This window comes from Burkholderia sp. Bp9142 (genome assembly GCF_003853415.1).
Classification (GTDB): Bacteria; Pseudomonadota; Gammaproteobacteria; order Burkholderiales; family Burkholderiaceae; genus Burkholderia.
The window spans coordinates 73,829-87,313 of sequence record NZ_QTPP01000006.1 but is presented as its reverse complement, the minus strand read 5'-3'; the positions used below and the strand labels follow the sequence as shown (position 1 = coordinate 87,313).

The following is a 13,485-nucleotide window of genomic DNA, read 5'->3' as shown; positions in this document are numbered from 1 at the left end:
TCGACCGGCCGATGGCGATGGAACGGCGCGCCCCGCGCCGTCGGAGCGGCTGCCGGTCAGCCGCCCGTCTTCAGCAGCGCCGGGCTGTAGCGCATCATGTCGAAGCAGCCGTCGACGAGTTGTTCCGCATGCTGCTCGGCGTCGATTTCGTCGGGCAGCATCAGCATGTCGCGCACGAAACCGCTGACGAGCGTGTGCAGCATCAGCGTCGCGCGCCACGTGTCGAGCCGCTCGGGCAGCAGCTTGAGCCGCACGGCCACCGCGAGATCGGCGTCGATCGCGTGCAGCGCCTCGCTCATCCCCGCGCGGTTGCGCTGCAGCAGCGGCTCCATGTCCGCGACGTATTCGCACTTCATGAACAGGATGCTGAACACGCGCCGCAACTGCGAGTCGCGCTGCACGCCGAGCAGGCACCAGATCAGGATCTTGCGGATCTTGTCGAGCGGATTGCCGCCGGGCGCGTCGAGCGGCATCCGCTTGAGTTCGTCGATCGGCAGGAACACACGGTCGAACATCGCGTCGAACAGCTCGCTCTTGTTCGCGAAATGCCAGTAGATCGCGCCGCGCGTCACGCCGGCGTGCTGGGCGATGTCCGCGAGCGACGTGTGCGACACGCCCTTCTCGAAGAACACGTGTTCGGCGGCGTCGAGAATGCGGTTGCGCGTCTCGAGCGCCTCCTCCTTGGTGCGTCTGACCATGTGCAGGCCTGAATGGATCGATCGTAGGTGAATATAGGGTCTGCAACTCTCGTCGCTGCCGCGCGGAGCCGCTATGCTTGCGACTGGTAATAATTCGTAAGACTTGACGGTCGGCGACGGGCAAGCGGGCTTTTTACATACATTCGTGAATGTATATACAATACCACCCTACGATCGAATGGCCAAAGTGGCAATCAGTTAATATCCCACTCTGCTGATTCCCGCCAAAGTACCAGTCCGCAGTTCGCGGCATCTCGTCGGCATGGAGGTCTCGTGCCGACTTGCTGTATCCAGCAGTCCAGTAATTCAGGTGTTCGATCTGCGCCGCGAGGCGCATCCGTGTGGCGTTCCGCTCGGGCGCCGCACTTATTCCATTGGTTACACACAGAGGTCGCTCCATGCGCGTCGAACGGGTTCCATACCGCTTGATCACTGTCGCGGCAGCCGCGGTTTTCCTGGCTGCCTGCGGAAAAAAAGAATCGGCACCGCCGCCGCAAACGCCGGAAGTCGGCGTCGTCACCGTCGAGCCGCAATCCGTGCCGATCTTCACCGAACTGCCGGGCCGCACCAGCGCGTTCCTCGTCGCGCAGGTCCGCGCACGGGTGGACGGCATCGTGCTGCGCCGTGAATTCACCGAAGGCGGCGACGTCAAGGCCGGCCAGCGCCTCTACAAGATCGACCCGGCGCCGTACGTCGCTGCGCTGAACAGCGCGAAGGCGACGCTCGCGAAGGCGCAGGCGAACCTCGTCACGCAGAACGCCCTGGTCGCGCGCTACAAGGTGCTGGTGGCCGCGAACGCGGTCAGCAAGCAGGAGTACGACAACGCGGTCGCCACGCAAGGGCAGGCCGCGGCGGACGTCGCGGCCGGCAAGGCAGCGGTCGATACCGCACAGATCAACCTCGGCTATACGGACGTCGTGTCGCCGATCACCGGCCGCGTCGGCATTTCGCAAGTGACGCCGGGCGCCTACGTGCAGGCGAGCCAGGCGACGCTGATGTCGACGGTGCAGCAGCTCGATCCGGTCTACGTCGACCTGACGCAGTCGAGCCTCGACGGGCTGAAGCTGCGCCAGGACGTGCAGAGCGGCCGCCTGAAGACGAGCGGCCAGGGCGCGGCGAAGGTGTCGCTGATCCTGGAAGACGGCAAGACCTACTCGGAGGCCGGCAAGCTGCAGTTCTCGGACGTGACGGTCGACCAGACGACGGGCTCGGTGACGATCCGCGCGGTGTTCCCGAACCCGGGCCGCGTGCTGCTGCCGGGGATGTTCGTGCGCGCACGGATCGAGGAAGGCGTGAACGAGAACGCGTTCCTGGTGCCGCAGATCGGCGTCACGCACGACCAGAAGGGCCAGGCGATCGCGATGGTCGTGAACGCGGGCAACAAGGTCGAGCCGCGTCCGCTGAAGACGACCGGCATGCAGGGGCAGAACTGGGTCGTCGAAGGCGGTCTGCAAGCGGGCGACCGCGTGATCGTGCAGGGCGTCGACAAGGTTCGTCCGGGCGCGACCGTGAAGTCGGTCGCGGCGCAGCTGCCGGCCGCCAATGCGGCATCGGGTGCAGCCGCATCCGCCGCGCCGGCCGCCGCCGCCTCGGGTGCCGCCGCATCGGGCGCAGCGCCGGCGAGCGCCGCCGCTGCTTCGAGCGCGCAATAACAGGGAGCCTGTTTCATGGCAAAGTTTTTTATCGATCGCCCGATCTTCGCGTGGGTGATCGCCATCATCCTGATGCTGGCCGGGGTCGCGGCGATCTTCACGCTGCCGATCGCGCAGTATCCGACGATCGCGCCGCCATCGATCCAGATCACCGCGAACTACCCGGGCGCTTCCGCGAAGACGGTGGAAGACACGGTGACGCAGGTGATCGAGCAGCAGATGAGCGGTCTCGACAACTTCCTGTACATGTCGTCGACGAGTGACGACTCGGGTAACGCGACGATCACGCTGACGTTCGCGCCGGGCACCAACGCCGACATCGCACAGGTCCAGGTCCAGAACAAGCTGTCGCTCGCGACGCCGGTTCTGCCGCAGGTCGTGCAGCAGCTCGGCCTGTCGGTGACGAAGTCGAGCAGCAGCTTCCTGCTGGTGCTCGCCTTCAACTCCGAAGACGGCAGCATGAACAAGTACGACCTCGCGAACTTCGTGGCGTCGCACGTGAAGGACCCGATCAGCCGGCTGAACGGCGTCGGTACCGTCACGCTGTTCGGCTCGCAGTACGCGATGCGGATCTGGCTCGACCCGACCCGCCTGACCAACTACGGCCTCACGCCGGTCGACGTGACGAGCGCGATCACCGCGCAGAACGTGCAGATCGCGGGCGGCCAGATCGGCGGCACGCCGGCCAAGCCGGGCACCGTGCTGCAGGCGACGATCACCGAATCGACGCTGCTGCAGACGCCCGAGCAGTTCGGCAACATCCTGCTGAAGGTCAACCAGGACGGCTCGCAGGTTCGCCTGAAGGACGTCGCGCAGATCGGCCTCGGCGGCGAAAACTACAACTTCGACACGAAGTACAACGGTCAGCCGACCGCGGCGCTCGGTATCCAGCTCGCGACCAACGCGAACGCGCTCGCGACCGCGAAGGCCGTGCGCGCGAAGATCGACGAGCTCGCACCGTTCTTCCCGCATGGCCTCGTCGTGAAGTATCCGTACGACACGACGCCGTTCGTGAAGCTGTCGATCGAGGAAGTGGTCAAGACGCTGCTCGAAGGCATCGTGCTCGTGTTCCTCGTGATGTATCTGTTCCTGCAGAACCTGCGGGCCACGATCATCCCGACGATCGCGGTGCCGGTGGTGCTGCTCGGCACGTTCGCGATCATGTCGCTGGTGGGCTTCTCGATCAACACGCTGTCGATGTTCGGCCTCGTGCTCGCGATCGGCCTGCTGGTGGACGATGCGATCGTGGTGGTGGAGAACGTCGAGCGCGTGATGGCGGAAGAGGGGCTGTCACCGAAGGAGGCGACCCGCAAGGCGATGGGCCAGATCACCGGCGCACTCGTCGGCGTGGCGCTCGTGCTGTCGGCGGTGTTCGTGCCGGTCGCGTTCTCCGGCGGTTCGGTCGGCGCGATCTATCGTCAGTTCTCGCTGACGATCGTGTCGGCGATGGTGCTGTCGGTGCTGGTCGCGTTGATTCTGACGCCGGCACTGTGCGCGACGATCCTCAAGCCGATCCCGCAAGGGCATCACGAGGAGAAGAAGGGCTTCTTCGGCTGGTTCAACCGCACGTTCAACAACAGCCGCGACAAGTACCACGTCGGCGTGCACCACGTGATCAAGCGCTCGGGCCGCTGGCTCATCATCTATCTGGTCGTGATCGTCGCGGTTGGCCTGCTGTTCGTGCGCCTGCCGAAGTCGTTCCTGCCCGATGAAGACCAGGGCCTGATGTTCGTGATCGTGCAGACGCCGTCGGGGTCGACGCAGGAAACGACCGCGAAGACGCTCGCGAACATTTCCGACTACCTGCTGAAGGACGAGAAGGAAATCGTCGAATCGGCGTTCACGGTCAACGGCTTCAGCTTCGCCGGCCGCGGCCAGAACTCGGGTCTCGTGTTCGTGCGCCTGAAGGACTACTCGCAGCGTCAGCACGCGAACCAGAAGGTCCAGGCGCTGATCGGCCGGATGTTCGGCCGCTACGCGGGCTACAAGGACGCGATCGTGATCCCGTTCAACCCGCCGTCGATTCCGGAACTCGGCACCGCCGCCGGCTTCGACTTCGAGCTGACGGACAACGCCGGTCTCGGCCACGATGCGCTGATGGCCGCTCGCAACCAGCTGCTCGGGATGGCCTCGAAGGATCCGACGCTGCAGGGCGTGCGTCCGAACGGGCTGAACGATACGCCGCAGTACAAGGTCGACATCGATCGCGAGAAGGCGAACGCGCTCGGCGTGACGGCGGATGCGATCGACCAGACGTTCTCGATCGCGTGGGCGTCGAAGTACGTGAACAACTTCCTCGACACCGACGGCCGGATCAAGAAGGTGTACGTGCAGTCGGACGCGCCGTTCCGGATGACGCCGGAGGACATGAACATCTGGTACGTGCGCAACGGTTCGGGCGGGATGGTGCCGTTCAGCGCGTTCGCGACCGGTCACTGGACGTACGGTTCGCCGAAGCTCGAGCGCTACAACGGCGTGTCGGCGATGGAAATCCAGGGTCAGGCCGCACCGGGCAAGTCGACCGGCCAGGCGATGACCGCGATGGAAGGGCTTGCGAAGAAGCTGCCGGTCGGTATCGGCTATTCGTGGACCGGCCTGTCGTTCCAGGAAATCCAGTCCGGCTCGCAGGCGCCGATCCTGTACGCGATCTCGATCCTCGTCGTGTTCCTGTGTCTCGCGGCCCTGTATGAAAGCTGGTCGATCCCGTTCTCGGTGATCATGGTGGTGCCGCTCGGCGTCGTGGGCGCACTGCTCGCGGCGACGATGCGCGGCCTCGAGAACGACGTGTTCTTCCAGGTCGGCCTGCTGACCACGGTGGGCTTGTCCGCGAAGAACGCGATCCTGATCGTCGAGTTCGCGCGCGAACTGCAGCAGACGGAGAAGATGGGGCCGATCGAGGCCGCGCTGGAAGCGGCGCGCCTGCGGCTGCGTCCGATCCTGATGACGTCGCTCGCGTTCATTCTCGGCGTGATGCCGCTCGCGATCAGCAACGGCGCGGGTTCGGCCAGCCAGCACGCGATCGGTACCGGCGTGATCGGCGGGATGATCACGGCGACGTTCCTCGCGATCTTCATGATCCCGATGTTCTTCGTGAAGATCCGCGCGATCTTCAGCGGCGAGAAGGAAGACGTCGACCAGGCGCTGCGTCTTGCGCAGGATCACATGCACGAGGCGGAGAAGGGCGGCCACGGCGACGACGAGAAGAAGGGACAGTGATGATGCAAAAACACGCTTTGACTGCAATCGCGGTCGCGCTCCTTGCCACGGGTTGCACGATGGCGCCGCATTACACGCGGCCCGACGCGCCCGTCGCACCGGCGTACCCGGCCGACGGCGTCTATGCGACGCAGCCGGGTGCTGCCGGCGCGCGCAGCGCGAACGGCCAGGCGGCGACCGCCATCGGCTGGCGCGAATTCTTCGTCGATCCGCGCCTGCAGCGGCTGATCGAGATCGCGCTGAAGAACAACCGCGACCTGCGGGTCGCGGTGCTGAACATCGAGGCGGCGCGCGCGCAGTACCAGATCACGCGCGCCGGCCTGTTCCCGACGCTCGACGGCACGGGCACGGGCAATATCCAGCGTGTGCCGCGGGGCCTGTCGACGACGGGCGCGCCGTATATCTCGCGCGCCTACAACGTCGGCCTGTCCGCGTCGTGGGAGCTCGACCTGTTCGGCCGCGTGCAGAGCCTGAAGGACCAGGCGCTCGCGCAATACCTGTCGACGTCGTATGCACGGCAGGCCACCGAGATCTCGCTCGTGTCGCAGGTCGCGGATCAGTACCTGACGCTGTTGTCGACCGACGACCTGCTGAAGGTCACGGAAAACACGCTGAAGACCGCGCAGGCGTCGTACGACCTGACGAAGCTGCAGTTCGACAACGGCACGGGCTCCGAGCTCGAGCTGCGTCAGGCGCAGACGGTGGTCGAGCAGGCGCTGTCGAACCAGCAGGCACAGGCACGTGCGCGTGCGCAGGCGTTGAACGCACTGGTGCTGCTGATCGGCGAGCCGCTGCCGGACGATCTGCCGGCGGGCATGCCGCTCGACGCGCAGAACCTGCTGACGGACGTGCCGGCCGGCCTGCCGTCCGACCTGCTGACGCGTCGTCCGGACGTGATGCAGGCCGAGCAGACGCTCCTGGCCGCGAACGCGAACATCGGTGCGGCACGCGCGGCGTTCTTCCCGCGCATCTCGCTGACGGGCGCGTTCGGCACCGGCAGCCCGACGCTCGGCGGCCTGTTCAAGGCCGGCACGGCGGCGTGGTCGTTCGCGCCGCAGATCACGATGCCGATCTTCGAAGGCGGGCAGAACATCGCGAACCTGAACCTCGCGAACGTGCAGAAGCGCATCGAGATCGCCAACTACGAGAAGGCGATCCAGTCGGCGTTCCGCGAAGTGTCCGACGGCCTGGCCGCACGCGGCACGTACGACCAGCAGATCGCCGCGCTCGAGCGCAACGAGCACGCGCAGCAGCGTCGTTTCGATCTGTCGGACCTGCGCTACAAGAACGGCGTCGACAGCTACCTGTCGGTGCTGACCGCGCAAACCGATCTGTACACCGCGCAGCAGTCGCTGATCAACGCGCGTCTGGCCCGCTGGACGAACCTGGTCGATCTGTATCGTGCGCTGGGCGGCGGCTGGATCCAGCAGGCCGGCGAGACGCCGCGCGCGCCGGACCAGACGGTCGACTACGACAAGGCGGCCGCACCGGCGCCTGCGTCGGCAGCGGCGACGAACGGGTAAGCACGACGGCGGGCAGGGGCGGGCGACCGCTCCGGTTCGCTGAAGTCGCGGTCCCCGGAATGCGACGACGCCACGGACGAAAGTCCGTGGCGTTTCTTTTGTGCGGCCGGTTTGCAGCGAGTGCGGACGGTTACCGCCGACATCGCCGCCTGCATCGTGCGCCCGCCCATGCAAAGCAAAACGCCACGGCAAGCCGTGGCGTTTTTTCTTTGCCGCATCGCGCCGTGGATCGGCGCAGACCGATCAATGATGCACGTCGGCCGGGCGTCCGTCGAAGTCATGCCCTGCGCGGCGGATGTCGCAACGCGCGTCCTTCTCGCCCTTCACGCCGTTGAACACGATGTTCAGGATCACGGCGGCGGCCGACGCGAGCAGGATGCCGCTGTGCAGGATCGGAGCGAGCGCGGGCGGCAGCTTCGAGAAGAAGTGCGGCGACACGACCGGCACGAGGCCCATGCCGACGCTCACGGCGACGATGAACAGGTTGTGCGCGTTGTTCACGAAGTCGACCTTCGACAACACCTTGATGCCGTTGGCCGCCACCATCCCGAACATCACGATGCCCGCGCCGCCGAGCACGAACGGCGGCACCGACGCGACGACCTGCGCCATCTTCGGGAACAGGCCGAGCATCACCAGGATCACGCCGCCCGTTGCGCAGACGAACCGGCTCTTCACGCCCGTCACGCCGATCAGGCCGACGTTCTGCGAGAACGACGTATGCGGGAACGAGTTGAAGATGCCACCGATCAGCGTGCCGAGGCCGTCGACGCGCAGGCCGCGCACGAGGCGTTCCTGGTTGACCGGACGATCAACCATGTCGCCGACCGCGAGGAACATGCCGGTCGATTCGATGAACGTGACGAACATCACCGTGACCATCGTCGCGATCGACAGCGGGTCGAAGTGCGGCAGGCCGAAGTGGAACGGCATCACGAAGCCGACCCACGGTGCGTGTGCAACGCCGTCGGTATTCACGCGGCCGATCGCAAACGCGATCACGAAGCCGGCGACGATGCCGAGCAGCACCGAGATGTTCGCGAGGAAACCGCGGCCGTACTTGTTGATCAGCAGGATCAGCGTGAGCACGAGCAGCGACAGGCCGAGGTAGACGGGGCTGCCGTATTCGGGGTTGCCGACGCCGCCGGCTGCCCAGTTGATCCCGACTTCCATCAGCGACAGCCCGATCACCGCGATCACGGTGCCGACCACGACCGGCGGGAAGAACCGCAACAGCTTGCCGATCATCGGCGCGAGCACGATGCCGATGATGCCGGCCGCGATGGTCGAGCCGAAGATGTCGAGCATGCCGAGGCCGGGGTTGGTGCCGATCGCGATCATCGGGCCGACGGCCGCGAACGTGCAGCCCATGATGACGGGCAGGCGGATCCCGAAGATCCACAGGCCGAGCGTCTGGATCAGCGTGGCGATGCCGCACGAAAACAGATCGGCGCTGATCAGGAACGCGATCTGGTCTTTCGGCAGCTTCAGCGCGCCGCCGACGATAAGCGGCACGGCGACCGCGCCGGCGTACATGACGAGGACGTGCTGGAGACCAAGCGTTACAAGCTTGCCGGTCGGCAGCACCTCATCGCACGGATGGACCGTGTTCGATTGCATCTGTCTCACTCCATGATCTTGTTTTCGGGGTGATACGAAGTTATGCGGAATGAATCCACGCAACAAGAGCGCTGGGTTCTATTCCGTTCTTTGCTGGTTCGATATGCCATTTCGGCATGGAGCAGGGTGTCGATCATCGGGAAACTGCCGCTGGAGTGAGGTTCCCCGGTTTTATAGCCCTCCAAAATAGCGCGGGGCCCCGTGTCAAATATCGGTCGCTTTATGGTGTGTATCGCGACCGCGGCATAGTGGCAAAAACGACCGGCGAAAAATCGTGCCGGGTTTACCCGCGAGCGGCTGTTTTGGCGGGCAAGGTGCAGCCCGGCGAAACCGGTCGTGCACGGCCGTGTTTTCGCGTCGCCGCGCTGCCAAAAGCGCCGCGCAAATCGGGGCGCGTGTCGCGATCCCGCTATCATCGATATCCGTTCACTCGATACACCATCCCGTCATGCGCCTGCTCGGAATCGACCTCGGTACCGGCTCCGTCAAACTCGTCACGCTCGACGCCGATGGCATCGAGCGCGCGGTGGCGAGCGAACCTTATGCGCTGTCGTCGCCGCAGCCCGGCTGGGCCGAAATCGCGCCCGACGCGTGGTGGCAGGCGCTCGTGCGCGCCGCCGCGCGGCTGCCGGCCGGCGAGCGCGAACAGGTCGCCGCGATCGGCTTCTCCGGCCAGATGCATGGCGTCGTGCTGATCGATGCGGCCGGGCAGCCGGTACGCCCCGCGCTGTTGTGGCCCGATACGCGCGCGGTGCGCGAAGCGGACGCGGCCGATTGGCCCGGCGCGCCGAATCCCGTCGCGCCCGGCATGGCGGGCCCGCTGTTGCGCTGGCTGGCCGCCCACGAACCGCGGGCACTGCCGGCCGCACGCTGGGCCGTGCAGCCGAAGGACTGGCTGCGCATCGCGCTGGGCGGCGAGGTCGCGGCCGATCCGAGCGACGCGTGCGCGACCGCGCTCGCGACGCCGGACGGCGCATGGGATACGGCGCGGATCGACTCGCTGGGTCTGCCGGCCGACCGGTTCGCACCGGTGCGGGCGTCGGGCGCGCATTGCGGCGTGCTCGCTGCGAAGGCCGCGGCGGCACTGGGGCTGCCGGCCGGCGTGCCGCTGGCGACGGGGGCGGCCGATACCGCGTGTGCGGCGCTCGGCAGCGGACTCGTCGCGGCCGGCGACGCGCTGCTGACCACCGGCAGCGGCGGCCAGATCGTCGTGCTCGCGGATGCGTTGCCGCCCGCCCGGCGCGGACTGCATCGCTATCGCACGGCGGCCGGCGGCGGCTATTACACGATGGCCGCGATGCAGAACGTCGGGCTCGCGCTCGAAGCCGTGCGCGGCTGGCTCGGCTACCCGGGCTGGCCCGATGCGTACGACGACGCGTTCGCGCAGCCGGCGTCGGAGCGGCTCTGCTTCCTGCCGTACCTGACGGGCGAGCGTTCGCCGTGGATGAATCCGGATGCGCGCGGCGGCTGGCTCGGTCTCGGGCTCGGCGACCCGCGCGGCGCGATGATGCGCGCCGCATTCGAAGGCGTCGCGTTTGCGTTGCGCGCGGGGCTCGATGCGATCCGCGATGCGAACCGGGCCGATCCGGTGACGACGCTGCGCCTTGCCGGCGGCGGCTCGGTCGATCCGCGCTGGCGCCAGTTGCTCGCGGATGCGCTCGGCGCGTCGCTCGACGCGGTCGATTGCCCGAACGCCGCGACCCGCGGCGCCGCGCTGCTCGCGGGCGTCGCGCTCGGGCACTGGCGCGACGACGCGCTGCGCACGCTGGCGCCGGCTGCATCGCCGGTCGCCGCGCCGCGCGACGATCGCGCGCTGGCCGCACGCCATGCGCGTTTCATCGATCTGTATGCGCGAACGGATGCGTGGTTCGCGAGCGGCGTTTAAACTCGGACACTTGTCCTGTCGCGACGGCGGTGACGTCTCGCGGCAAGCCGGCGACTGTTTCCCGCACGCGATGGTCGGCGGGATCGGGGATCATGCCGGGCGCGATACGGTTTCGCCGTGTCGCGCGGCACGGCTTGACCTGATCACGCACGCGCTGCCGCTCGAGATGCTCGACGACGGCGTCGAACCGATGAAGACGGGCGAATCGATTCGCCCGATCGTGCTGTATTGAACGGAAGGGAACCCCATGCTCGAACTCGTTTCTTCGCATGCTTGCCACGGTGGCGAGCAACGCTTCTATCGCCACGATTCGAAGGCGATCGGCCTGCCGATGAAGTTCTCGGTGTACCTGCCGCCGCAGGCGGCGCACGGTCGCGTGCCGGCGCTGTTCTATCTCGCGGGGCTCACGTGCACCGAGGAGACGTTCGCGATCAAGGGCGGCGCGCAGCAGTATGCGGCGCAGCACGGCGTCGCACTCGTGATGCCCGATACGAGCCCGCGCGGCGCGGGCGTGGCGGGCGAGGCCGATGCGTGGGATTTCGGCGTCGGCGCGGGCTTCTATGTCGACGCGACGCAAGCGCCGTGGTCGACGCATTACCGGATGGAGTCGTACGTGACGGGCGAACTGCGTGATCTCGTCACGGCCGAACTGCCGATCGACGGTGCGCGGCTCGGGATCTTCGGCCACTCGATGGGCGGGCACGGCGCGCTGACGCTCGCGCTGCGTCATCCCGACCTGTACCGGTCGGTGTCGGCGTTCGCGCCGATCGCCGCGCCGACGCGCTGCCCGTGGGGCGAGAAGGCGTTCTCGGGCTACCTGGGCGACGCTCGCGAAGCGTGGAAGCAGCACGACGCGAGCGAACTCGTCGCGCGCGCGGATGCGCCGAAGTTCGCGGACGGCATCCTCGTCGACCAGGGCCTTGCCGACCAGTTTCTCGCGAACCAGCTGAACCCGGACGTGTTCGAAGCCGCGTGCGCGCAGGCCGGCCAGCCGCTGACGCTGCGCCGGCATGAAGGTTACGACCACGGTTACTACTTCATCTCGACGTTCATCGCCGATCACATCGCGCATCATGCGCGGGTGCTGGCACGGTGACCGGCGCACGAAGCCTGTAATCCGCGCCGCGCGCCGCAGGTCGCGCGCGCATGAAGCATGAAAAAACGCCGGCTGCCTTTCATCGGGCATGCTGGCGTTTTCATTGTCGTCGCTCGACGATCAGTGGCGCCGCAGCAGGCTCGCGCTGTATACGAGCGCGGACAGCGCGGTGATCCAGAAGCTCGTCGGCCAGTCGGTGTGATACGCGAGCGCGATCCCGACCCATGCCTCGAACAGCGCGAACAGCGCGGCGAGCAGCACGCCGGTCGACAGCCGCGTCGACACGTTCTGTGCGGCCGCGGCCGGCCCGACCAGCAGCGTGAACACCAGCAGCACGCCGACGATCTGCGTCGCCGCGGCCACCGCGAGCGCGCACACGGCGAGGAACAGCATCGACACCGTGCGCAGCGATACGCCCTTGGCTTCGGCCAGTTCGGGCTGCAGCGACGCGAACAGCAGCGGCCGCGCGATCAGCGCGAGCGCGACGAGGCTCACCGCGCCGATGCCGGCCAGCACCGCGAGCGTGTCGTGGCTGACCGCGAGCACGTTGCCGAACAGCAGCGCGGTGACCTGCGTCGCGAACGACGTGTAGAAGTGCAGGAACAGCAGGCCGAAGCCGAGCGCGCCCGACAGGATCACGCCGATCGCGACGTCGCGGCCCGCGAGCCGTTCGCCGAGCGCGCCCATCCCGATTCCGGCCGCGAGCGTGAAGCCGACCATCCCCCAGATCGGCGAGATGCCGAGCAGCACCGCGCCGGTCGCGCCGGTGAACCCGACGTGCGACAGCGCGTGGCCGGCGAAGGTTTGTCCGCGCAGCACCAGGAAGTAGCCGACGATGCCCGCGAGCACCGCGACGATCCCCGACGCGGCGAACGCGTTGATCATGAAGTCGTATTCAAACATCGTGCGAATGCCCCGGATGAGCGTGTCCGTGGTGGTGATGGCCATGGCCGCCGCCACCGCCGTGCGAGTGGCCGTCGTCGTCCTCGTGTTCGTGATCGTGCTTCTCGATTTCGACGTCGCCCGACATCACGAAGATCTTGCCGTTCACGCGCATCACGTCGATCGGCGAACCGTAGAGCCGCGACAGCACCGGCCTGGTGATCACCTCGTCGACGGTGCCGAGCGCCGCGACGCCGTTGCCGAGATATAGCACGCGGTCGAGCGCGTTCAGGAGCGGATTCAGCTCGTGCGCGGAGAACAGCACGGTGATGCCGAGCTCGCGCTGCACGTTGCGCACGAGTTCGACGACGCCGCGCTGGTGGTTCGGATCGAGGCTGATCAGCGGCTCGTCGAGCAGCAGCAGCTTCGGGCTGCCGAGCAGGCACTGCGCGAGCAGCAGGCGCTGCCGCTCGCCGCCCGACAGTTCCGACAGCGGCCGGCGCGCGAGCGTCGGGCCGCCGACGAGGTCGAGCACGCGGTCGACGTCGCGCCGCGTCGCGGCGTTCGTGTGCGGCAGCCCCCAGCGATGGCCGTCGGCGGCCATCGCGACGAAGTCGTAGCCGCGCATCCGCCGATTCGCGAGGCCGCTCCTGATCTGCGGCATGTAGCCGATCGACGCGTTGCCGCGCACGACCGGCACGTCGCCGACCGACAGCGTGCCGCCCGTGACGGGCACGAGGCCGAGCACCGCGCGCATCAGCGTCGTCTTGCCCGCCCCGTTCGGCCCGAGCACGCCGACGAATTCGCCGGGTTCGATCGAAAAGCTGACGTCGCGCAGGATCGTGCGGCCGCCCAGTTCGAGCGTGACGTGATCGAGTGCGAGTGCGTGGGGAGTGGCGGTCATTTCGTTGCG

The 13,485-nt window shown here is 67.2% G+C and carries 10 protein-coding genes; 6 read left to right on the top strand and 4 right to left on the bottom strand.

What is annotated here, in order from left to right; all coding sequences use genetic code 11:
• Positions 1 to 56: 56 nt before the first annotated feature.
• Positions 57 to 698: a TetR family transcriptional regulator gene (locus tag DIE22_RS08995; RefSeq protein WP_124499750.1), complete on the bottom strand. Its 642-nt coding sequence runs from the start codon at positions 696 to 698 to the stop codon at positions 57 to 59.
• A gap of 398 nt (positions 699 to 1,096) precedes the next feature.
• On the opposite strand from DIE22_RS08995, the gene DIE22_RS08990 reads away from it, so the two are divergent.
• From DIE22_RS08990 to DIE22_RS08980, 3 genes are read left to right on the top strand one after another with little or no spacing between them, the layout of a single operon-like run.
• Positions 1,097 to 2,350, top strand: a complete 1,254-nt coding sequence (locus DIE22_RS08990) for an efflux RND transporter periplasmic adaptor subunit (RefSeq protein WP_124499751.1) — start codon at positions 1,097 to 1,099, stop codon at positions 2,348 to 2,350.
• A 15-nt stretch (positions 2,351 to 2,365) separates the two neighbouring features.
• Positions 2,366 to 5,566: an efflux RND transporter permease BpeB gene (gene bpeB / locus DIE22_RS08985; RefSeq protein WP_124499752.1), complete on the top strand. Its 3,201-nt coding sequence runs from the start codon at positions 2,366 to 2,368 to the stop codon at positions 5,564 to 5,566.
• The gene (locus DIE22_RS08980) at positions 5,566 to 7,089 is read left to right on the top strand and encodes an efflux transporter outer membrane subunit (RefSeq protein ID WP_124499753.1); all 1,524 of its coding nucleotides are present in this window, start codon (positions 5,566 to 5,568) and stop codon (positions 7,087 to 7,089) included. The genes bpeB and DIE22_RS08980 overlap by 1 nt, the downstream gene beginning before the upstream one ends.
• A 243-nt stretch (positions 7,090 to 7,332) precedes the next feature.
• Here DIE22_RS08980 and DIE22_RS08975 read toward each other — a convergent pair whose 3' ends face one another.
• Positions 7,333 to 8,709, bottom strand: coding sequence for a nucleobase:cation symporter-2 family protein (locus tag DIE22_RS08975; protein ID WP_185640577.1), 1,377 nt, complete (start codon positions 8,707 to 8,709; stop codon positions 7,333 to 7,335).
• Between the two features lie 448 nt (positions 8,710 to 9,157).
• Here DIE22_RS08975 and DIE22_RS08970 point away from each other — a divergent pair, with 448 nt between their 5' ends.
• Genes DIE22_RS08970 through fghA form a run of 3 tightly spaced genes read left to right on the top strand, consistent with a single transcriptional unit; the run spans position 9,158 to position 11,690 of the window.
• Positions 9,158 to 10,594 (top strand): xylulokinase, encoded by a 1,437-nt coding sequence (locus tag DIE22_RS08970; protein WP_124499755.1) that lies wholly within the window; start codon positions 9,158 to 9,160, stop codon positions 10,592 to 10,594.
• Between the two features lie 10 nt (positions 10,595 to 10,604).
• A complete protein-coding gene (locus DIE22_RS38135) occupies positions 10,605 to 10,826 on the top strand; it encodes a hypothetical protein (protein ID WP_185640576.1) in 222 nt (73 codons plus the stop codon).
• Positions 10,827 to 10,841: 15 nt separating this feature from the next.
• Entirely contained in the window at positions 10,842 to 11,690 is an 849-nt protein-coding gene (gene fghA, locus DIE22_RS08960) for an S-formylglutathione hydrolase (RefSeq protein ID WP_124604905.1), read from the top strand.
• Positions 11,691 to 11,810: 120 nt separating this feature from the next.
• On the opposite strand, the gene DIE22_RS08955 is transcribed toward fghA, so the two are convergent.
• Both DIE22_RS08955 and DIE22_RS08950 read right to left on the bottom strand, forming a co-directional pair.
• The gene (locus DIE22_RS08955; protein WP_124604971.1) at positions 11,811 to 12,593 is read right to left on the bottom strand and encodes a metal ABC transporter permease; all 783 of its coding nucleotides are present in this window, start codon (positions 12,591 to 12,593) and stop codon (positions 11,811 to 11,813) included.
• The gene (locus DIE22_RS08950) at positions 12,586 to 13,476 is read right to left on the bottom strand and encodes an ABC transporter ATP-binding protein (RefSeq protein WP_124499758.1); all 891 of its coding nucleotides are present in this window, start codon (positions 13,474 to 13,476) and stop codon (positions 12,586 to 12,588) included. Before DIE22_RS08950 ends, DIE22_RS08955 begins: the two co-directional genes overlap by 8 nt.
• Positions 13,477 to 13,485: the final 9 nt, after the last annotated feature.